Annotated in this window: 20 protein-coding genes and 1 tRNA gene; 11 read left to right on the forward strand and 10 right to left on the reverse strand. The window is 39.4% G+C overall.

From position 1 onward, the window contains the following. Nucleotides 1-4 precede the first annotated feature (4 nt). Together HWV00_RS06625 and HWV00_RS06630 are read right to left on the reverse strand one after the other, a co-directional pair. Nucleotides 5-925 (reverse strand): DUF58 domain-containing protein, encoded by a 921-nt coding sequence (locus HWV00_RS06625; RefSeq protein WP_211685326.1) that lies wholly within the window; start codon nucleotides 923-925, stop codon nucleotides 5-7. 13 nt (nucleotides 926-938) lie between these two features. Next, the gene (locus HWV00_RS06630; RefSeq protein WP_211685327.1) at nucleotides 939-1,895 is read right to left on the reverse strand and encodes a MoxR family ATPase; all 957 of its coding nucleotides are present in this window, start codon (nucleotides 1,893-1,895) and stop codon (nucleotides 939-941) included. A 374-nt stretch (nucleotides 1,896-2,269) separates the two neighbouring features. On the opposite strand from HWV00_RS06630, the gene fadI reads away from it, so the two are divergent. Both fadI and fadJ read left to right on the forward strand, forming a co-directional pair. Further along, nucleotides 2,270-3,580: an acetyl-CoA C-acyltransferase FadI gene (gene fadI, locus HWV00_RS06635; protein ID WP_211685328.1), complete on the forward strand. Its 1,311-nt coding sequence runs from the start codon at nucleotides 2,270-2,272 to the stop codon at nucleotides 3,578-3,580. Continuing rightward, nucleotides 3,580-5,712, forward strand: coding sequence for a fatty acid oxidation complex subunit alpha FadJ (gene fadJ, locus HWV00_RS06640; protein ID WP_211685329.1), 2,133 nt, complete (start codon nucleotides 3,580-3,582; stop codon nucleotides 5,710-5,712). Before fadI ends, fadJ begins: the two co-directional genes overlap by 1 nt. A gap of 109 nt (nucleotides 5,713-5,821) precedes the next feature. Here the strand turns inward: fadJ and HWV00_RS06645 are convergent, their stop codons facing one another. The 4 genes from HWV00_RS06645 to nrdD all read right to left on the reverse strand — a co-directional run bounded on the left by HWV00_RS06645 (nucleotide 5,822) and on the right by nrdD (nucleotide 12,007). Beyond that, nucleotides 5,822-6,277, reverse strand: a complete 456-nt coding sequence (locus tag HWV00_RS06645) for a GspH/FimT family pseudopilin (protein ID WP_211685330.1) — start codon at nucleotides 6,275-6,277, stop codon at nucleotides 5,822-5,824. A 182-nt stretch (nucleotides 6,278-6,459) separates the two neighbouring features. Beyond that, complete coding sequence (locus HWV00_RS06650; protein ID WP_211685331.1) at nucleotides 6,460-8,457, reverse strand: SDR family oxidoreductase; 1,998 nt, start codon at nucleotides 8,455-8,457, stop codon at nucleotides 6,460-6,462. A gap of 826 nt (nucleotides 8,458-9,283) precedes the next feature. Further along, the gene (gene nrdG, locus HWV00_RS06655; RefSeq protein WP_211685332.1) at nucleotides 9,284-9,787 is read right to left on the reverse strand and encodes an anaerobic ribonucleoside-triphosphate reductase-activating protein; all 504 of its coding nucleotides are present in this window, start codon (nucleotides 9,785-9,787) and stop codon (nucleotides 9,284-9,286) included. Nucleotides 9,788-9,871: 84 nt separating this feature from the next. Beyond that, nucleotides 9,872-12,007: an anaerobic ribonucleoside-triphosphate reductase gene (gene nrdD, locus HWV00_RS06660; protein ID WP_211685333.1), complete on the reverse strand. Its 2,136-nt coding sequence runs from the start codon at nucleotides 12,005-12,007 to the stop codon at nucleotides 9,872-9,874. Nucleotides 12,008-12,312: 305 nt separating this feature from the next. Between nrdD and HWV00_RS06665 the strand changes: the two genes are divergently transcribed. From HWV00_RS06665 to HWV00_RS06685, 5 genes are all read left to right on the forward strand, one after another. Further along, nucleotides 12,313-12,403: transfer RNA gene (locus HWV00_RS06665), tRNA-Ser, on the forward strand. 188 nt (nucleotides 12,404-12,591) lie between these two features. Further along, the gene (locus tag HWV00_RS06670) at nucleotides 12,592-13,197 is read left to right on the forward strand and encodes a TlpA disulfide reductase family protein (RefSeq protein WP_255554943.1); all 606 of its coding nucleotides are present in this window, start codon (nucleotides 12,592-12,594) and stop codon (nucleotides 13,195-13,197) included. A 41-nt stretch (nucleotides 13,198-13,238) separates the two neighbouring features. After that, nucleotides 13,239-13,451 (forward strand): DUF4266 domain-containing protein, encoded by a 213-nt coding sequence (locus HWV00_RS06675; RefSeq protein WP_211685334.1) that lies wholly within the window; start codon nucleotides 13,239-13,241, stop codon nucleotides 13,449-13,451. Further along, on the forward strand, nucleotides 13,442-14,722 hold the full coding sequence (locus HWV00_RS06680; RefSeq protein WP_211685335.1) for a DUF3570 domain-containing protein: 1,281 nt from the start codon (nucleotides 13,442-13,444) through the stop codon (nucleotides 14,720-14,722). The genes HWV00_RS06675 and HWV00_RS06680 overlap by 10 nt, the downstream gene beginning before the upstream one ends. A gap of 30 nt (nucleotides 14,723-14,752) precedes the next feature. Continuing rightward, complete coding sequence (locus HWV00_RS06685; protein ID WP_211685336.1) at nucleotides 14,753-15,652, forward strand: FAD:protein FMN transferase; 900 nt, start codon at nucleotides 14,753-14,755, stop codon at nucleotides 15,650-15,652. Nucleotides 15,653-15,720: 68 nt separating this feature from the next. On the opposite strand, the gene HWV00_RS06690 is transcribed toward HWV00_RS06685, so the two are convergent. Beyond that, the gene (locus HWV00_RS06690) at nucleotides 15,721-16,674 is read right to left on the reverse strand and encodes a D-2-hydroxyacid dehydrogenase (protein ID WP_211685337.1); all 954 of its coding nucleotides are present in this window, start codon (nucleotides 16,672-16,674) and stop codon (nucleotides 15,721-15,723) included. A gap of 148 nt (nucleotides 16,675-16,822) precedes the next feature. Between HWV00_RS06690 and HWV00_RS06695 the strand changes: the two genes are divergently transcribed. The 3 genes from HWV00_RS06695 (at nucleotide 16,823) to HWV00_RS06705 (ending at nucleotide 18,171) form a co-directional block, all read left to right on the forward strand. Then, nucleotides 16,823-17,134, forward strand: a complete 312-nt coding sequence (locus tag HWV00_RS06695) for a cupin domain-containing protein (RefSeq protein WP_211686395.1) — start codon at nucleotides 16,823-16,825, stop codon at nucleotides 17,132-17,134. 30 nt (nucleotides 17,135-17,164) lie between these two features. Beyond that, the gene (locus HWV00_RS06700; protein ID WP_211685338.1) at nucleotides 17,165-17,677 is read left to right on the forward strand and encodes a hypothetical protein; all 513 of its coding nucleotides are present in this window, start codon (nucleotides 17,165-17,167) and stop codon (nucleotides 17,675-17,677) included. Between the two features lie 74 nt (nucleotides 17,678-17,751). Next, the gene (locus HWV00_RS06705) at nucleotides 17,752-18,171 is read left to right on the forward strand and encodes a hypothetical protein (protein WP_211685339.1); all 420 of its coding nucleotides are present in this window, start codon (nucleotides 17,752-17,754) and stop codon (nucleotides 18,169-18,171) included. Nucleotides 18,172-18,266: 95 nt separating this feature from the next. On the opposite strand, the gene HWV00_RS06710 is transcribed toward HWV00_RS06705, so the two are convergent. Genes HWV00_RS06710 through HWV00_RS06720 form a run of 3 tightly spaced genes read right to left on the reverse strand, consistent with a single transcriptional unit; the run spans nucleotide 18,267 to nucleotide 19,319 of the window. After that, nucleotides 18,267-18,647, reverse strand: a complete 381-nt coding sequence (locus HWV00_RS06710) for a hypothetical protein (RefSeq protein WP_211685340.1) — start codon at nucleotides 18,645-18,647, stop codon at nucleotides 18,267-18,269. Between the two features lie 49 nt (nucleotides 18,648-18,696). After that, nucleotides 18,697-18,990 (reverse strand): hypothetical protein, encoded by a 294-nt coding sequence (locus HWV00_RS06715; RefSeq protein WP_211685341.1) that lies wholly within the window; start codon nucleotides 18,988-18,990, stop codon nucleotides 18,697-18,699. Continuing rightward, nucleotides 18,990-19,319 (reverse strand): hypothetical protein, encoded by a 330-nt coding sequence (locus HWV00_RS06720; protein ID WP_211685342.1) that lies wholly within the window; start codon nucleotides 19,317-19,319, stop codon nucleotides 18,990-18,992. The genes HWV00_RS06715 and HWV00_RS06720 overlap by 1 nt, the downstream gene beginning before the upstream one ends. A 204-nt stretch (nucleotides 19,320-19,523) precedes the next feature. On the opposite strand from HWV00_RS06720, the gene HWV00_RS06725 reads away from it, so the two are divergent. Beyond that, a complete protein-coding gene (locus tag HWV00_RS06725; protein ID WP_211685343.1) occupies nucleotides 19,524-19,982 on the forward strand; it encodes a GNAT family N-acetyltransferase in 459 nt (152 codons plus the stop codon). Nucleotides 19,983-20,028: the final 46 nt, after the last annotated feature.

A 20,028-nucleotide genomic window follows, 5' to 3' on the forward strand; every position in this document is an offset into this window, starting at 1 on the left:
TGCTTTATTTATTACCTTTAATTTGACTTAATAATGACTCACCGCTACTTATTCTGTGGTGGCGAATACCATATCTATTCATTATTTGTCTTAATGCTTGTTGTTTTAAATCGGCTTGCTGTTGATATTTCAGACGGTTTTCTGCATTACTCGGGCTAACAAAGCCTTGTTGTTTACCATCAGAAACAGCGAGGCGCACGTTACCAGAAATGTGAGGGAGAGAAAGCTCTAAAGGGTCGTAAATCTGCCAAGCTTCAACCTCGTTATGGCGTTTTAACAACGCGAGTTGCTTTTGTGCTTTGTCATCAAGATTCAGAAAATCACTGATGATCATAATATGGCTACCGGTTTTACACAGCAAGCGTAAACGAGTGAGCGCACCCGAAAGGGATTCTGCAGAGCTTGGTTCATTATCATTTATAGATGACGGTTCTAGTTGTAGATTATGTAAAGTGACTGCTTCACTCAATAATTGCATAATGCCACGCTGTTGGCGCTGTGGTTTTAATTCTTTATGGCCAAAAGCACCAATGATTACCCCACCCACACGATCGCTTTTATGTTTTGTTGCCCACGCAAGTAGTGCTGTCAAATGACAAGCTTGAGCTGATTTCAATCGATACTGACTACCAAAATACATGCTTGAAGAAAGGTCGAGTAGCATATAAACAGGGCGTTCTTTTTCTTCACTGAATAATTTACAGTAGGTTTTACCTGTGCGAGCGGTAATGCGCCAATCAATACTGCGAATATCATCACCGGGTTGGTATTGACGACATTCGTTAAACTCCATGCCTCGGCCTTTTATTGGTGATAAATGACCGCCCGCCAACTTTGCTTTCGCTAAGGTTTTGTTCGCTAAGATACTGTTGGCTTGATAGCTGTATTGTTGTAATTCTTTTATCGTGACATTGATTGCTGACATAGGCTAACTCAGTTTACGAAAGTGCAATTAATGACAAAATACGGTCAATGACTTGATTGGCTGTAATACCATCGGCTTCTGCTTCAAAACTTAATAACAAGCGATGACGTAAAATTGGGTAGAGGCAAGCTTGAATATCTTCTGGTAATACATGGTCACGACCGTGTAACCATGCGCGAGCACGCACACAACGGGCAAGGGATATCGTTGCACGGGGGCTTGCACCAAAGGTGATCCAGCTGGCCAGTTGCGCATCTAATGTTTCAGGGTGTCGAGTCGCCATGATCAAATCAACAAGATAATGTTCGAGTGCGGGAGCAAGGTGAATATTGAGCACTTCTTCTCGCGCTTGCATGATTGCTTGTTGGCTTATTTGGGTTATTGGAGCACTGGTATGTTGCTGTGCTTCTTGTGTTGCTAAACGTAAAATCTGTAATTCAGTGTCTTTATCTGGGTAGTCAATTTCCAGATGTAGCATGAAGCGATCGAGCTGGGCTTCTGGTAGTGGATACGTGCCTTCTTGCTCAATTGGGTTCTGCGTTGCCATTACCATAAATAGCTTTGGCAATAACATGGTTTTGTTGCCAACGGTTATCTGCTGTTCGGCCATAGCTTCTAGCAGTGCAGACTGTACCTTAGCAGGTGCACGGTTAATCTCGTCTGCAAGTACAATATTGTGGAATAGGGGACCGGGTTGAAAATCGAAGGTGCCGGTTTCGGCACGGTAAATGTCAGTACCAGTTAAATCCGCAGGCAGTAAATCGGGTGTAAATTGAATACGATGGAAATTGGCTTCTAAGCTATCGGCGAGTGCTTTTACTGCACGTGTTTTAGCCAACCCAGGTGGTCCCTCAACTAATATGTGACCATCTGCGAGTAGCGCTATTAATAAATTATCGACAAGCTTAGCTTGCCCAAGGATTTGGCTGTTAAGATAGCCTCTTAATTGATTAAAGTTCGTTTTTGGCATAATTATCTATCGTATAAAGTTAATTTAAACATTACTTTACCGACAATGCTGCGACTGTAAAAGTTCCAATTTATTTTTTAGAAAGATTTACAAACATTTTATAGAGATTTTTATGAAATGTTTTACAGAACTTTACTGGTTATGACTACTTTATAATACAAATGATGAGTAATATCTCTACATACAAAACCTCTTTAGGTTGATATGACTATTATTTAGTATTATTTTTTTACACAACGTTATCTTTTAGAACACATATCTAAGATGAAAGACTCAATTTTCAAACTAATGTTTGAATATTGTGACTAAAAGGTTAACATTGACTTAATTTTATGAGGTCTGACCTCTTTTACTTAACGGAATGAGGATAAGTGATGGCTAAAGTACAAAGCCTAACCACCCGCAACGGCGATCGTATCGCGGTGGTCACTGGATTGCGTACCCCGTTTGCTAAACAAGCAACAGCGTATCATGGGGTTCCAGCATTAGATTTAGGCAAAATGGTTGTTAATGAGATGCTTACTCGTAACGACATTGATCCTAAGATTGTTCAGCAAGTTGTATTTGGACAAGTAGTTCAAATGCCAGAAGCGCCAAACATCGCGCGTGAAATCGTATTAGGCACTGGCATGGACATAAGTACCGATGCATACAGTGTGTCGCGTGCATGTGCGACGAGTTTCCAAGCTATTTCAAATGTGACCGAGTCTATTATGGCTGGTTCGATTGATTGTGGTGTTGCTGGTGGTGCAGATTCATCTTCAGTTGTGCCAATTGGTGTATCTAAAAAATTAGCTCATCAGTTAATTAACTTGAGTAAAGCGAAGACGACGAGTGATAAATTAAAAATTGCCCGTAAGCTAAGCTTGAAAGATTTACTACCTGTCGCTCCGGCTGTTTCAGAATACAGTACTGGTATCACGATGGGACAAACTGCAGAGCAAATGGCTAAGTCTTATAGCATTACGCGTCAAGCGCAAGATGAATTTGCTCACCGTTCTCATTCTCTTGCAGCTAAAGCATGGGAAGAAGGTAAGTTAAAAGATGAAGTAATGACAGCTTATCCAGAGCCAATGAAGTCATTTATTTCTGAAGATAACAACATTCGTAAAAACTCGACAGTTGAAGGTTACGCTAAATTGCGTCCTGCATTTGACCGTAAACACGGTACTGTTACTGCAGCAACAAGTACCCCACTAACAGATGGCGCTTCTGCGGTATTATTAATGAGTGAAGGTCGTGCGAAAGAACTAGGTCTAGAAGTACTTGGTTATATTCGCAGTTATGCTTACGCTGCAGTACCTGCTGATGTTGATGGTCTAATCGGCCCATCATATGCGATACCAGAAGCGTTAGATCGTGCAGGTATTAAATTTGACGACTTAGCGTTATTTGATATGCATGAAGCATTTGCTGCACAGACATTAGCAAACCTAAAATGTCTAGAGTCAGACACGTTTGCACAGGAAAAACTAGGTCGTCCAGAACGCGTTGCTAACATCGACGAAAGTAAGTTCAACGTACTTGGTGGTTCACTTGCATATGGTCATCCATTTGCAGCGACTGGCGCACGTATGATCACGCAAACATTGCATGAATTGAAACGTCGTGGTGGTGGTCTAGGGTTAACGGCTGCATGTGCTGCTGGTGGTCTAGGTGTAGCAATGATTGTGGAGAGTGCGTAATGAGTCAGCAAGATAAAACATTTTCACTTGAGATCCGTGAAGATAAAATTGGCGTTCTAACAATGGACGTACCCGGCGAAACGATGAACACTTTACGTGCAGAGTTCGCTGATGAAATCTCTGATTTGATGAAAGAAATCAAATCAAATTCAGACCTTCAAGGTCTAGTTTTGATCAGTGGCAAGAAAGACAGCTTTGTTGCTGGTGCTGACGTTACTATGATTGATGCGTGTGAAACGGCTGCAGATGCAGAGAAGTTATCACTTGAAGGTCACCGCGTTATGGGTGAACTTGAAGCATTAAACATTCCCGTTGTTGCTGCTATCCACGGACCTTGCTTAGGTGGTGGTTTAGAATTAGCACTTGCTTGTCATATTCGTGTATGTACAGAAAGTACTAAAACAGCATTGGGTGTACCTGAAGTTATGCTAGGTCTATTACCTGGTAGTGGTGGTACACAGCGTCTACCTCGTCTAATCGGCGTGGCTAAGTCACTTGATTTGATGCTGACGGGTAAACAAATCCGTGCTAAACAAGCGCTTAAAATGGGCCTTGTTGATGAAGTTGTACCTAATACAGTTCTACTTGAAGTTGCTGTTAAGCTTGCTAAAAAAGGTAAGATTGAGCGTAAACTGAAACGTGATCTGACTAGTAAGCTATTAGAAACGAATAAATTTGGTCGTAACATCATGTTCGATCAAGCTGCAAAGCAAACGTTTTCTAAAACGCGTGGTAACTACCCAGCGCCAGAAGCTATTCTAGAAGTGGTTAAAGTTGGTCAAGAAAAAGGTTTTGAAGCAGGTTTAAAACTTGAAGCAAAACGTTTTGCAGAACTTGCAATGACATCTGAATCAGCATCACTACGTGGCATTTTCTTTGCTACTACAGAGATGAAGAAAGAAGATGGTGTTGAAGGTGTTGCACCGAAGAAAGTGAAAAAAGCAATCGTACTTGGTGGCGGCTTAATGGGTGGCGGTATCGCTAACGTTACTGCAACTAAAGCGAAAGTACCTGTGCGTATTAAAGATATTGCACCACAAGGTCTGCTTAACGCACAAAAGTACACGTATGATATTCTAAATAAGAAAGTTAAACGTCGCTTTATGTCTAAGGCTGAAATGCAAAGTCAACTGGCTATGATCACTGGTACGACTGAGTATACTGGCGTGAAGAGTGCTGACATTGTTATTGAAGCGGTATTTGAAGATCTTAAATTGAAGCACCAAATGGTAGCGGATATTGAAGCTAACTGTAACGAAAATACTATTTTCGCATCAAACACGTCTTCTTTGCCTATTACTCAGATTGCGTCTGAAGCGAAACGTCCTGAAAATGTAATTGGTTTGCATTACTTCAGCCCTGTAGACAAAATGCCACTTGCTGAAATTATTACGCATGAAGGCACGTCTGACCAAACTATCTCTACAACTGTTGAATTTGCCCGTAAACAAGGCAAAACGCCAATCGTTGTTAAAGATGGTGCAGGTTTCTATGTAAACCGTATTCTTGCGCCTTACATGAACGAAGCTGCACGCGTAATCTTAGAACAAGAGCCAATCGAAGCGGTTGATAAAGCCCTTGTTGATTTTGGTTTCCCAGTTGGTCCTGTAACGCTTCTTGATGAAGTCGGTATCGATGTGGGTGCTAAGATTGGTCCAATCTTAACGAAAGAGCTAGGTAGCCGTTTTGAAGCGCCTGCAGCATTCGATAAGTTACTGGCTGATGATCGTAAAGGTCGTAAGAACGAGAAAGGTTTCTACCTTTACGGTAAGAAAGCGAAGAAGGGTAAAAAGCAAGTTGATGAATCAATCTACAAGCTATTCAATCTGAAACCTGAAGCGACAATGGATCCTAAAGCACTTGCAGAACGTGCGGTATTATTAATGCTGAACGAAGCGGCACGTTGTCTTGATGAAGGTATTCTACGTAGTGCGCGTGATGGTGACATCGGTGCAATCTTCGGTATTGGTTTCCCTCCATTCCTAGGTGGTCCATTCCACTATATGGATTCAATCGGTATTGCTGAACTTGTTGACAAACTTGAACGTCATCAAGATAAATACGGTGAGCGTTTTGCACCGTGTGAATTGCTTACAGCAATGGCGAAAGAAGGTAAAAAATTCTATAACTAATCGTATTATGCATTAGCTTATATAATTTAAAACGGCGTTAGATATTAATCTAACGCCGTTTTTTATTTTAACGAGACCGTATTTAATCGGGACGCGTTAAACGATAAAATTAATAACCTGTACTACTTGCACTCTTCATGGTTGTACTACCATCAGTACTTACTATCATACTAATCCCGTCATCACCGGGAGTATAGTTAATCGTGTTTCCCGCTTTAATAGTGCCGTTGGCGCGAAAAACAATTGCCTTAGCAGGATCGCTAAATGATAAATATGAATCACTTGCAGGGTCAATCGTTACTTTATTGATAATCTCAACTGCACCTACAGTGTTTGTAGCCAAGGTCAGCGTGTTATTAGATGCAGTCATATACAAAGGTCGATTATGTGCAATAGCCGCATTTCTAGCATGGCTCAGAGCGCTATTAATCAATGCACTCGCATCATCGATACGATTTTGCTGTACGGTGTTTTGATAGCTAGGAATACCAATGCCGAGGAGTATGGCGAAGATAGCGATGGTGATCATCAATTCGATGAGAGTAAAACCTACATTTTTTTTCATTCTTAGACATCCTTGTTAAAGAAAACAATAGATTAACATGTTAAGACTGCTTGCATTAAGTATTTTAATTAGGTTTTAGGTTATTGAGTTCTCGATGAGCTAAAGATCAAAAAAAGGGACCACTATTGAATATATAGAGTGGTCCCTTTACGTTATCTTATTGGAGATTTTTACTGGTTAGATTACCAATGCACACCGCGCATGATAGCTGCAAATGCAACTTGCTCAGTACTCGCTTGTGTTGGTTCTTCCTTGTCTTCTATCTTACCTTTAGCAGCTGCTGAATCATTAAACATACGGTAGCCCGTGTTCATGATGATTTCACTTACTTTAGGGAAGAGTGAGTAAAGCACTTCAGACATAATACCAACTTTCGTTGCGATACGTTTTGGCTTACGGATAATCGCTTGAGCAATTAAGTCAGCTGCTTCCGATGGCGCTAACGTCGGTACATTGTCATATACTTTTGTTGGACCAATCATTGGTGTACGTACTAACGGCATGTTAATTGTCGTCATGTTTACGTTACGGTCAGAGAACTCTGACGCTGCACAACGTGTAAATGCATCAAGTGCTGCTTTCGATGCAACATAAGCAGAGAAACGCGGTGCATTAGTTAACACACCAATTGAAGAAATGTTGATAACATGACCTTGCTTACGGTCTAACATGCTTGGTGAGAAGCCCATGATTAAACGAATTGAACCAAAGTAGTTTAACTGCATTGTTCTTTCGTAATCGTGGAAACGGTCAAATGATAAATCAATTGAGCGACGGATTGAGCGACCCGCATTATTGATTAACACATCAACAAATTTATGCTCTTCAAGTACACTTTTAACTAATACATCACATGATTCCATATCTGAAATATCACATGAGTAGATATGTGCTTCACCACCAAGTTCTTTAATTTGAGCCTGTGTTGCTTCAAGTTTTGTTACATCACGTGCTACAAGAATTAATTTAGCGCCTGTTGGTGCTAGTTTTAATGCTGTCGCTTCACCAATACCAGAACTTGCACCTGTGATAACAATCGTTTTACCACTTACATTACCTTTCAGGGTCATGTCATTGATTAGATCATCATTTAGGTTACGTTCCCAATAATCCCATACCGCTGGTGCATAAGCATCTAAGCGAGGCACTTTGATATTTGAACCTTCTAGTGCACGTGCTGTTTCACGGTCATCGAAGCTGGTTGGGTAGTTTAGGAAGTTTAATACGTCTTTTGGTATACCAAGGTCATTTAATACACCTTCAGTAAGCTGTTTTACTGCTGGTAAATGCGTAATTGCTTGGCGTACTGACGCTGGTAAGAAATTAGCAATACGTGAATCAATACGGAATGCTGTTTTTGGTGCGTTACCTGCTGTAGCGAAGATATTAAGTACTTCACCAACCTTAAACGGTTTTGGATCAACAAGGTGGAAGCAGTTGCTGTGAACGTCTTCTTTATGACTAATAAAGTCAATTGCATCGGCAACGTAATCAACAGGAACGATATTAAGACGACGGCCTTCAACACCAATCATTGGCATCCATGCTGGAATTGTTTCACGGATTTTTTTCAATAGTTTGAAGAAATAATATGGGCCATCAACTTTGTCGATTTCGCCTGTTTTAGAGTGACCTACAACCATACCTGGACGGTAAATACGGAAAGGGATAGAACACTCATCACGTACAACTTTCTCTGAGATATGTTTAGTTCGAAGATATGGGTTTTCCATATTTTCAGCTTCTTCAAACATGTCTTCGTAGAAAGTACCATTGAATAAACCAGCTGCAGCAATAGAGCTTACGTGATGGAAGCTTTTTGCTTTGATTTTAACTGATGCTTCAACAGCATTACGTGTACCAACAACGTTGGCCGTTTCTTGAGATTCTGCATCTGCTTTCATATCGTAGATTGCAGCAAGGTGATAAACGTTATCAATTTGGTCAGTTTGTTCAGCTAACCACTGTTCATCAATCCCTAAGTTTTCTTTAGTGATATCACCAGTAACCATCTTGATACGATTTTTAACACTTTTATGCACGCGGTCTTGCAGTGCATTGAATTTGTGTTCTGAGCCCTTACGAGTTAAGACGTGAACTAGTGCATCTTCTCTCTCTACTAGACGTTCAATTAAGAATCGACCAATAAACCCTGTACCACCGGTAACTAAGTATTTCATTCCATTATCCTCAACTAAACTATGTTTGATATTTGTTAAATCTTTAAAAGTGGGTACCACTAATTTGGTATTTATAGTATTTGTATTAAAAAAAAAGTCAATGATGTTCCGTTAACGTAACTGGATATTAAGCATTTCTAACAACACGTTGTCAGTATTTTATGACGCATTGTTCGGTTTTTTGGCTTGAAGATCCTGCTAACTAAAAATTAACAATTAGAGTAAAAGCTGCATTTTTATCAATGATAATTACGTTGAGTTTTTACAAGTTTAAAGTCTACTTTGTTACATTTTATTAACAAGTATTGGCGTGTATCGTTCAAAGTAATGCTTAATTTAGGTGGTTAGATCTAAATTATTATGGCAGTGATGAATTTGTGTTTTAGTATGAATTGAAATGTGAATAATATAATTATAATTACGATATTAATCAGTGCCTTATCTTGTTATGCTTGGTTGGTATGAGTTAAGGTATTAATTAATTAGATCTGGAAGTGATACTTTTGTATTACAGATTATAAAATATCATTATTTTAGGACGTTACGATTGATAGTTTTTACGTGATTTAAGTCAAATAAACTTAATTTTATATTGCTTGGAGAGAGTGGGGTAAAATACCCTTCAACATATATTACTAATTAAGTAATCGTGCATAGTAGAACTTTTATATTAGAATAATTATTCAGTACCCACTTTCTATCCATAAAGTATTAAATTCTGAATTTAATCTTTTTACAATTTATTGTTTTTAAATTTAACTTTTGCCTGTGATAGCGGTGTCATCTGCAATGTAGCTAAATATATTGTGGTTACTAAATACAGATTTTAGTTAATAGCGAACTCAAATTCGTTTGGATTATCACTTTTTTTGATGGTGAGGATGCGCTGATTGCGACTGCCGCGGAATGCTAAGGCTGGGTCGGCGTGCTGCTTTTCAAATTTACCATCTACAAGGCAGTCTATATATTGGATAACGCGTTTTTGTTGCGGTGTTAATTGCTCTACCGTGTAACCTGTCCATAGCCAAATGTTTTTTCCAACACACTCTTTTTTAACTCTTTTTACTAGTTTTAACATACTATCTAAGTTTGCAGGAAAGAGAGGGTCTCCCCCACTGAGGCTGAGTCCTCTGCGACGTATGCGAGTATCATTTAAGTCACTAATTATCTTATCTTCTACTTCTTGAGTAAAGAGTGAACCATTGCTTGGAGACCATGTAGACTGGTTGTAGCAACCTTTGCATTGATGTTCGCAGCCACTGACAAACAGTGTTACTCGGGTACCTGGGCCATTGATAACATCGAGGGGGTAATATTGAGAATAGTGCATTTTTACTTCTTAAATGCTAGCCAACATGTAGATTGGCTAGCTAGTTAATTAATCTGAGGTCGGATGACTATAAATAGTGATCGTTTATAAGTGTTTAACCCGACGTTTTACTTCTTCTTGCTTACCGTCATTGAAAGGACGTGCGTCTGGACTGCCTAAATAACCACACACTCGACGTGTTACTGATACTTTGGCCACATCATGATTATCGCATTTCGGACAAGTGAAACCTTTACTGGTACATTCAAACTCACCGGTATAGCCACACTCGTAACACTCATCAATCGGTGTATTAGTGCCGTAATAAGGCACTCGAGAATAACTGTAGTCCCATACATCTTCCAATGCTTCAATGTTATGCTGCATATTCGGGTATTCGCCATAACAGATAAACCCGCCGTTACTTACTGGAGGGTAAGGCATTTCAAAATCAATTTTATCGTATGGGTTAACTTGCTTTTCAACATCGAGGTGGAAGCTATTTGTGTAGTAACCTTTATCTGTCACATCTTGGATGTCACCAAAGGTTACTTTGTCTAATTTCGCAAAGCGACTACATAAGTTTTCACTTGGTGTTGCATATAAGCTAAATGCATAGCCTGTTTCTTCTGTCCATTGTGCAGTGTTCTCTTTCATATAGGTCAGCATTGCAATGGCTTTTTGTTGTAACTCTTTACTGTCGTAAGGGTGTGTACTATTACCAAATAGGGCATTGATTGCTTCGTGTAAACCAATATAACCTAAAGAAATAGAAGCACGCCCATTTTTGAAAATATCTAATACGTCATCATTTTCATTCAGGCGAACACCACAAGCACCTTCCATGTATAGGATTGGCGCAACACGTGCTTTTACACCTTTTAGACGTGAAATTCGCGTTTGTAGTGCGCGTTTACACAGAATCAAGCGTTCATCAAGTAATTGATAGAAACGTGACTCGTCACCTTTTGCTTGAATGGCGATACGCGGTAAATTAAGACTGACAACACCGAGGTTGTTACGGCCTTCATGAATTAATTCACCGGCTTCTTCATAAGTACCTAAGAAGCTGCGGCAGCCCATTGGTGTTTTAAATGATCCAGTTACTTTTACTACTTGATCGTAATTTAGAATGTCTGGATACATGCGTTTAGTTGAACACTCAAGCGCAAGTTGTTTAATGTCATAGTTTGCATCTTCTGACTTGTGGTTTAAGCCATCTTTAATTGCAAATACCAACTTTGGAAACACTGCTGTTTTACTATTTCGACCTAAACCAGCAATACGATTTTTAAGAATTGATTGCTGAATTAAGCGTGCTTCCCAACTGGTACCTAAACCAAAACCGAACGTCACAAAAGGAGTTTGACCGTTGGCGGTATGCAGTGTGTTTACTTCATACTCTAGTGATTGGAAGGCATCGAAACATTCTTTTTCTGTGCGTGAGCGTGCAAACTCTGCTTTATTTGGGATTGACCATTCGTCTGCGAGTAAATTGTTTTTATGAAAACTCGCTGTTACGTAAGGTGCTAAGATCTCATCAATACGATTAATCGTGGTTCCACCATAAATATGGCTCGCCACTTGTGCAATAATTTGAGCGGTTACTGCCGTTGCTGTCGTAATTGATTTTGGTGTTTCAATTTCGGCATTACCCATTTTGAATCCACGCGTTAACATGCCATCAAGGTCGATTAGCATGCAGTTAAACATCGGGAAAAAGGGTGCATAATCGAGGTCATGATAATGGATATCACCCGATTCATGTGCGTGGACAATATCACGGGGTAAAATATGCTGTTTGGCATAATGCTTAGCAACAATACCAGCCAGTAAATCACGCTGTGTTGGGATCACTTTACTGTCTTTATTCGCATTTTCGTTAAGTAATGATTCATTACTCTGCTCGATCAGTCCCTTAATTTCATTCGTTAAGATACTTTGAGTTTCACGGGCAATATCACGCTGGTGGCGATATTCGATATAGGCGCGGGCAATCAGCTTGTTACTTTCTCGCATCAACACATCTTCAACGGTGTTTTGGATCGTGTGGATCTCAATAGCATGTTCGCTAGATACATCTTGTTCGATGAGTACTTGATGAACCTTAGTTGCCATTTCTGCCGCATAATCGCGGCTCTCTTGTTGCACTGACTTAGCTGCAGCGAATATGGCGTCTTGTATGCATCGAATGTTAAACTGCACACGACAACCATCTCGTTTAATGACAAATAAATCCACAAAATACTCCTTAAGGCAAAATTGAAATCATAATGTGACACTATATATAGGTGTTAAATTAACCAGTGGCACAAGATGTTGTGTATTAGGCTTGAAGTTTGTTTTTGTTGTATTGATTTCGATCAAGAATTATTACGCCTTAACGAGGATTTATTCGGGATATATTCTCGATCAATAAATGGCATCATTTTTCTTGTAAGTTTATTTTTGAGCGATATTTAAACGTAAAATGAGCAACACAAGGGTTATGATTAATAAAGCTTTACAACGCTAAGAGGTTGTTCTAATATTCGCTCCATTGCTGCGGAGGGGTGGCAGAGTGGCCGAATGCACTGGTCTTGAAAACCAGCAGGGGTTAATAGCTCCTCGAGAGTTCAAATCTCTCCTCCTCCGCCATCCATTCAAGAGAGCGCTAATCGATTACTAGATAAAAGTAGTCAATTAGCGTTTTTTTATATCTCAATTTCGACATTTTCTTTACTATTTCTACATTAACTCATTATCATAGCTGAACATTTATACTTAGCTTGCTAAGTTAGTATGCATATAATTAATATTATCCATACCCTTTGAGAATTTAGCTTATGAACCAATCTATCCATCACAGAACTAGCTATAACAGTACTATCCATAACAGTATTATCCATCACAGAACTAGCTATAACAGTACTATCCATCATAGTCGTAGCCATAATAGTATTCGCGCATTTTTTATTTCGGCTTCTATTCTTTTTAGCGTTATTTTTTCAGCGGCGGTATTTGCTGAAAGTAGTACAAAACTCGCACCTGACTTTTCATTACCCGGCGTAAATAATAGCCAAGTAAATCTTGCTGATTATCGTGGCAAGGTCGTACTGGTGGATTTCTGGGCATCCTGGTGTACGCCTTGTATTCGTTCTTTCCCGTGGATGGATGAAATGGTTGAAAAATATGGTGAGCAAGGTTTTGAAATTATAGCGATTAATATGGATCAAGAAGCCGTTTTAGCTGAGAAGTTTCTACAGCGTTATCCAAACAAGCTAACCATTGCATTTGATCCGCAAGGTGTTGTTGCTGAACAGTACGAAATAATGGGATTACCAAATTCATTTATACTTAATAAACAAGGTGAGATTGTTTATAAGCATGTCGGCTTTAGATTAAAAGAGCTGGATAAGTATGAAGCAGAAATCTTGTCGTTATTACCTTAAATATTGCAATAATCGTATCTAGTTAATACTTGGAGTGGCTTATGAGACGGATTTTATTATTAGCCTGCATATTGAATTTAACAGCGTGTTCATCTTTGGGAGTAAAACCTTGGGAACGTGATTTGTTGGCGAAACCTGAAATGCAGCTTGCAGAGAACCCGATGGAAATAGGGTTTGATGACCACACCTATTTTAGTAAAGAAGGTTCGAGTGGCGGTGGTAGTTTTGCTGGTGGAGGTTGTGGATGCAACTAAATAGCAAAATAAAAAATAAAAGCAAAACCTTTACTAATATTTCACTGACACTTGCTGCGGCTACTTGCGCGCTTGCTACTCCTGTCATGGCTGAAACATCAGATGCTGATAGTTGGGACGTTGATGCTGGGCTATTGATTTATGCAGAAGATAATAACCAAGTACAGGCTTATGAAGGTGCGCTTTCTATCACTAAACAAATTGATGATGAGCGCAGCATTAATGTAAAAGGTGTTATTGATGTGCTGACTGGTGCATCTCCCAACGGTGCTGTTGCACAAAATAGAGCGCAAACATTTACGCGGCCATCAGGTAATGGATCTTACACCACTGCCGCTGGTGAAACCCCACTTGATGATACCTTCCGTGATACTCGCGTTGCACTGAGCACGCAATACCAACAGCAGTTGAGCCGCCTTTGGTTATATTCTGGTGGTGCTTACCTTTCTAAAGAATATGATTATCTTGCCTTGTCGATAAATAGTGCACTGGCGCGTGATTTTAATAATCGCAATACCACTGCATCAGTTGGTTTTGCGTATGCTTACGATACGATTGAACCGGAAGGTGGTATTCCTGCTTCTGGTGTATCGGTTAACGATCCTGATAACCGTTTAACGGATTCTGATACCAAACAAACCCTTGATTTACTTTTTGGTGTTACTCAAGTGATTAACCGTCAAACCTTGATGCAATTCAATTACTCGATAAGTGATGTCAGCGGTTATCAAACAGACCCTTTTAAGATCCTATCGGTAGTTGATACGGATGGTTGGGCTAATGATTATGTTTACGAAAGCCGACCTGACCAGCGTACAAAGCAAAGTTTATTTTGGCGCACTAAATATAACCTGCAACCCTCTGGACAAGTATTCGATGTTAGTTACCGTTATTTTTGGGATGATTGGGGTATGGCCTCGCACACTATCGATAGTAAGTGGCGTATACCGTTAGCGAAAAGTCATTTTATTGAACCGCATATTCGTTATTACAATCAGCAAGCTGTAGATTTTTATCAGGTGTATCTTGATGAAGGGGTGGCAATACCGGAATATATGACGGCTGATTACCGTTTAGGTGAATTGCAGACCTATACTTTTGGTTTGAAATACGGTTTACCGATTGCAGGGAATGAATTTAGTGTTCGACTTGAATATTATCTTACGCAGGTATCGGGTGATGATTCATTAGCGAAAGGTGCTGGCATGGCAGGGTTAGATCTTTATCCCGACAAAAGTGCCATCATGTTACAGAGTTTCTATCGCTTTTAATGTCGACATGAATGCAAGTAGGAATAAGGCTTGAAAAAAAACTATACCTTAAAGCGACAATCTGGCTATTTTATCGGTGAGTTTACCGTCATGGCCAGCCCTTGTCAGATCTTATTAGATAACGTAGATGAAGCACTAGCGGATAATCTCACCGCACAAGCATATACAGAAGCAAAACGTATTGAATTAAAGTATAGCCGTTTTCGTGATGGCAATATTATGGCTCAACTCAACAATGCCGAGGGTAGTGCTATATCACTTGATGAAGAAAGCATTCGCCTTATTAATTTAGCTGATTTATGTTTTCAGTTAAGTGGGGGGGTATTTGATATCAGTTCTGGCGTCTTGGGTAAGTTGTGGCATTTTAAACAGCAAACACAACTGCCGAGTGATGTAGATATTCAAGCGTTATTACCGCATATCGGTTGGCAAAAGGCACATTGGAAGGCACCGTTATTAACGTTATCAAAAGGCATGCAAATTGACCTCGGAGGTATAGGTAAAGAATATGCCGTCGATAAGGTTGCGCAGTTACTGCAAAATGAAATGGGGCAGTTGCAAATTGATAGTGCGTTTTTGATTAATTTTGGCGGTGATATTTACGCCAATAAATTACGCAGTAATGGCGAGGCTTGGCAAGTGGCTATTGAAGACCCTAAACATCTTGGTCACAGTAAGTTAATGGTTAATCTCTCTCAAGGTGGTTTGGCTAGTAGTGGTGACAGTCAACGCTATATTGAAGTGGATGGTCAACGTTATAGCCATATTCTCAATCCCAAAACAGGCTACCCGATTGTTGGTGGTCCATCTCAAGTCACCGTTTATGCTCAAAACTGTGTGCAAGCAGGTATGTTGGCAACCATTGCGTTATTACAAGGCGAGTTTGCTGAAGACTTCTTGAAAGCGCAAGATTGCCGATATTGGCTGTAATAGTCATCACGATAAACAGCCAAATACTTATTTAGTGCTATTGGAATAGGGTGATTATAGCGATTAACTTAAACTTGATTTTGTGGTGTGCCTGCAACAAATTGCTCAATATTATTAATTAACTGATTTGCTAATGTCTGAATTGCTGAGTCAGACCCCCAAGCAACATGAGGTGTTAAGATCAGGTTAGGCAAATGCGCATTTGCAATGAGTGGGTTGCTGTCATCAGCAGGTTCTTGAGTGAATACATCAACACCCGCGCCAGCGATTTGCTGAGTAAGTAACGCATTTACCAACGCCTCTTCATCAACTAAACCACCACGTCCTGCATTAATTAACACGCTCGACCTTTTCATTAGCTTAAATTCGTCACTGCCGATAATGTTGTGCGTTTGATCTGCAAGTGGGCAGTGTAACGTAAGTACATCTGCTTGCTGTAACACGGTTTCAAATGGAGTGTAGCCATCACGACATTGAGTTGCACCTTTACGTTCTGCAAACATAACCTTCATCCCAAGTGCTTTTGCTAATATAGCCACAGCATTTCCTAGGCTACCTTTGCCAATAATACCTATCGTAGATCCCGCAATATCAGAAATGGGATGGCTAAAGAAACAGAACTGTTTTTGCTGTTGCCAAACACCCGCTTGAATATCTTGATGGTAGCCGACTAGGTTGCGTTTTAGTGCAAACATCATGGCTAATACATGCTCCGGCACGGAATTGGTGGCATAGCCTTGAATGTTACTGACGGTGATGTTGTGCTGACGACAATAATCCAAATCGATATTATTGGTGCCGGTCGCCGCAACCGCGATCATTTTTAACTGCGGGCACTGACTTAATACCTGCGCATCTAAAATGACTTTGTTAGTAATCACAATGCTGGCATCTTTCAGACGTTCAACCACCTGTTCTGGCGTTGTTGTCGCATATTCTTGCCAGTGGCAGTCAGTATCAGGTTGGGGGATAGTAATATGTTCTGGGATCGTAGAGCGGTCGAGAAAGACAATAGTTTCCATGCAGGTGAGTCCTTGGCCTTAAAGCTGATATTTATGATTAATTTAACTTAACTCGTTATCAAAATGATATATCTTTTCATTTAAAAAAGATAAGGTTAATGACCTCTAGGGTTTTAAGTCGAACTGTATAAATGAGGAGATATAAGTGATGAATAATATTTTTGATGCGATACCAAAAGATCTTAGCAATGAAGTATTTGAAGATTTGGTTAGCAGTGACAAGGTTAAAATAGAACGCATTATATCCAAAGGGCATACGTCACCGGATGTTGGTTGGTACGATCAAGAACAAAGTGAATGGGTGATTATTATCGCAGGTAGCGCGATAATTGGCTTTGATGACAAACCATCTGTGACGTTAAAAGCGGGGGATTATCTCAATATTCCTGCACACCAAAAACACAAAGTAGCATGGACAGATCCTGATGTTGAAACAGTTTGGCTAGCTGTTTTTTATTAGGATTCGGACGTTATTCATTTTATAGGGAGTATGATGGAACTCGCACTTAACTTTATTAGCAGTATCTCAATGCCTTTGGTATTAGCTTTTTTTGGTTTTTTAATTAATCGGCAGCTGGCTAGTTATCGCAGTAAACTGACAATCAACGTAAAACTGATTGAGAAAAGGATCGCGCTTTATGATGACGTCGGTCCCGAACTGCATAAACTATATCAATTCTATCGCCGAGTTGGGAACTGGAGGGAGCTATCTCCTGATGAAATACTAGATATTAAGTTAAAGCTAGATGCATCCATTTATGTGAATAAACCTTATTGGTCAGTTGAGTTTTTTCAGTGCTATATGCACTTTATGCAAGTATGTTTCTCAGTAAACAGCAGGGAGCATGAAAAGACCCAACTAAAAACCAGCATCAATGATTATGCTTGTGAGCAGATGGTTGATAAAAAAGGGATGTTTACCGGTGAGTCTATTGATAAACAAGCACTTGATATAGCCTATGATTGTTTACATAATAGTATTTTGAAAGACATGAACAGCTGAGTTTTTATTACTTAAGGAATAACTATAAAGTATGTTATGGTTTTGTTTTTTGTAATGAAATGCAAGGGGCTCTAATGAAGTACGTATCAGCATTATTGACAGGATTTGTTATTGTTTTCGTACAGTACTTAATATTGGTGTCGATGAAGTTGGATTTTTTCTTCTATCTCGTCGGTACCTCAACACTCGATTCCAATAGTCATGCTTATTGGATCTTAGCATTGCACGACCTTATTATAATCGGGTCGACATCATTGCTAGGTATCGCTTGTTACAAGGCTATTTTTAAGACGTCACCATTTAATTTTAAAGCATCGCTAGTTATGCAAGTTCCATTGTTTATGGCTGCGTTGGCGTTAAATGGTTTACCCACTCGTTTCGTGACGACATATCAAATACAAACTGCGGTTGTAACTTTCATTGCTTGTTTTGCAATTGTTTTGATATTTAATCTGTATAGAGAAACGCTGCGATGTCGATCGTATTCTCGCTAAACTGTTCAATAATCAAATGGATGATGTAAGTAAATTGGAGCGTGAGGACATATTTGATTTTGTCCACACCACCAAATAAATAGGTTTATACCCAGTTATGCCTCTTTATACGCTTTATTTAAAATATCTTGTTTAGATAATTCAGCACCTTGCCATACATATACTTTATACGGTTTTATATTATGGGTTATCTCAAGTAATACTCTCTCTTCAACACGAGATAACCCACCTTCGGATAAATATTGCTGCTGAATAATAATGATTGGCAGCAATTTGAATATGGACTTTTTGGCAACTTTTGATATCGCGATATTGAGCGTTTTAATCGCAGGGAAAAAATCACCGATAGCTAAGCGCTGACTAGAAAATGGTTTACTTGCAATTTCAGTATGCTCACAACTGGTCTTACAATTTAAAACATGAAAACTGTTTTTCTTTACACGGATGTAAATTGACTCTCTATATTTATCTAGCAACTTAAATACCTTCTTATTCGTGATTAAAGTAAAGGGACTGAGCTAATGGCTAAGGACAGTAGGTTGATTTAATTGCATAAGTGATTGAATGTACAGTCGTATATGTGTCGAACATATAGGTGCTGATTTTTTGCTCGCACCACTGAATCGCCTCATTTAGGTCTTTATAACCATCGCCACTGGCATTCCAGCATTGGGCTAAATCATGGCTTCTATCACCAGCATCTGAAGCGTCTGAGCCTATTATTTGACAAGATGAATAAGTTGACTTAGATGATCCGTCATCGTTACTGTCACAAGCACTTAACGCTAAAGCAAAACTTAAAATGAGTAATTTTTTCATTAGTATTCTCCTTCATTCATAAATAGTTCGGTAAATATCACTCGTGATTGGCACGGGACTTCAAAGTAATCCTGATTATTATTTATGATTTGAAGTTCTAAATTGTGATGACTTTTACAATCAATTTGGCTGCCAGAAGCAGGGGGGAGTGTTAGAGGCTCACCGTAAATATTTATTTCAAGCGTTTCACTGGAAAGGTTTTGAATTGATAGCGTTTGTAATTCCGTACTAAGTACTTTTACATGCTCAAGTGGAGACTTGTATTCAACTGCGAACGCTGCTGATGATACAAACCCTAGAATAAGAGTTAACTTCTGAATAAGCTTCATGATAATTCCTTGCTATATAAGATTTAACAAAAAACTAACAATAAAATCGGCGTACCACAATCACTCAGACAGCTTTTAGCCTCAATTTCATACTTACTTAACGCATTGTATATAGAGGTATAATGATGAATGCTTACGTGATTAATTTATTGGTGTTACAGTGCTTAATACTTCACTGTTAGTTAACGATAAAGGATGATTGAAATGGAAATTCGAATTGATGACCTAAAAGGCGAAGAGGTTGCTTTATTACTTCAGGAGCATCACCAAGACATGTTAGACCATACACCAGCAGAAAGTGTACACGCGTTAGATTTAACAGGATTACAAGCACCTGATGTGACATTTTGGAGTGCGTGGATCGCGGGTGAACTTGCCGGGTGTGGTGCGATTAAAGTGATTGAAGCAGGGCATGCTGAACTAAAATCAATGCGTACCTCTAGTACGCATTTACGACAAGGCGTTGCTCAACGACTATTAACGCATATCTTGGCGGAAGCAAAAAACCAAGGTATCACCAAAGTAAGTTTAGAAACGGGCACTCCAGATTCATTTATACGCGCTCAAAAATTATATAGAGATTTTGGCTTTAATGAGTGTGCGCCGTTTGCAAACTATCGTGAAGACCCGTACAGCTTATATATGACGAAACAGATCGCTTAATGATATCGACGATCTAAATAGTACTTTCACTGATCTAGATCGTACT

The organism is Moritella sp. 24, from assembly GCF_018219155.1.
Lineage (GTDB): Bacteria > Pseudomonadota > Gammaproteobacteria > Enterobacterales > Moritellaceae > Moritella.

Excerpts from the sequence above, each read along its gene's own strand:
- HWV00_RS06625 (WP_211685326.1), bottom strand. The coding sequence starts at position 925 with ATGTCAGCAATCAATGTCACGATAAAAGAATTACAACAATACAGCTAT.
- HWV00_RS06630 (WP_211685327.1), bottom strand. The coding sequence starts at position 1,895 with ATGCCAAAAACGAACTTTAATCAATTAAGAGGCTATCTTAACAGCCAA.
- fadI (WP_211685328.1), top strand. The coding sequence starts at position 2,270 with ATGGCTAAAGTACAAAGCCTAACCACCCGCAACGGCGATCGTATCGCG.
- fadJ (WP_211685329.1), top strand. The coding sequence starts at position 3,580 with ATGAGTCAGCAAGATAAAACATTTTCACTTGAGATCCGTGAAGATAAA.
- HWV00_RS06645 (WP_211685330.1), bottom strand. The coding sequence starts at position 6,277 with ATGAAAAAAAATGTAGGTTTTACTCTCATCGAATTGATGATCACCATC.
- HWV00_RS06650 (WP_211685331.1), bottom strand. The coding sequence starts at position 8,457 with ATGAAATACTTAGTTACCGGTGGTACAGGGTTTATTGGTCGATTCTTA.
- nrdG (WP_211685332.1), bottom strand. The coding sequence starts at position 9,787 with ATGCACTATTCTCAATATTACCCCCTCGATGTTATCAATGGCCCAGGT.
- HWV00_RS06670 (WP_255554943.1), top strand. The coding sequence starts at position 12,592 with ATGAACCAATCTATCCATCACAGAACTAGCTATAACAGTACTATCCAT.
- HWV00_RS06675 (WP_211685334.1), top strand. The coding sequence starts at position 13,239 with ATGAGACGGATTTTATTATTAGCCTGCATATTGAATTTAACAGCGTGT.
- HWV00_RS06680 (WP_211685335.1), top strand. The coding sequence starts at position 13,442 with ATGCAACTAAATAGCAAAATAAAAAATAAAAGCAAAACCTTTACTAAT.
- HWV00_RS06690 (WP_211685337.1), bottom strand. The coding sequence starts at position 16,674 with ATGGAAACTATTGTCTTTCTCGACCGCTCTACGATCCCAGAACATATT.
- HWV00_RS06695 (WP_211686395.1), top strand. The coding sequence starts at position 16,823 with ATGAATAATATTTTTGATGCGATACCAAAAGATCTTAGCAATGAAGTA.
- HWV00_RS06700 (WP_211685338.1), top strand. The coding sequence starts at position 17,165 with ATGATGGAACTCGCACTTAACTTTATTAGCAGTATCTCAATGCCTTTG.
- HWV00_RS06705 (WP_211685339.1), top strand. The coding sequence starts at position 17,752 with ATGAAGTACGTATCAGCATTATTGACAGGATTTGTTATTGTTTTCGTA.
- HWV00_RS06715 (WP_211685341.1), bottom strand. The coding sequence starts at position 18,990 with ATGAAAAAATTACTCATTTTAAGTTTTGCTTTAGCGTTAAGTGCTTGT.
- HWV00_RS06720 (WP_211685342.1), bottom strand. The coding sequence starts at position 19,319 with ATGAAGCTTATTCAGAAGTTAACTCTTATTCTAGGGTTTGTATCATCA.
- HWV00_RS06725 (WP_211685343.1), top strand. The coding sequence starts at position 19,524 with ATGGAAATTCGAATTGATGACCTAAAAGGCGAAGAGGTTGCTTTATTA.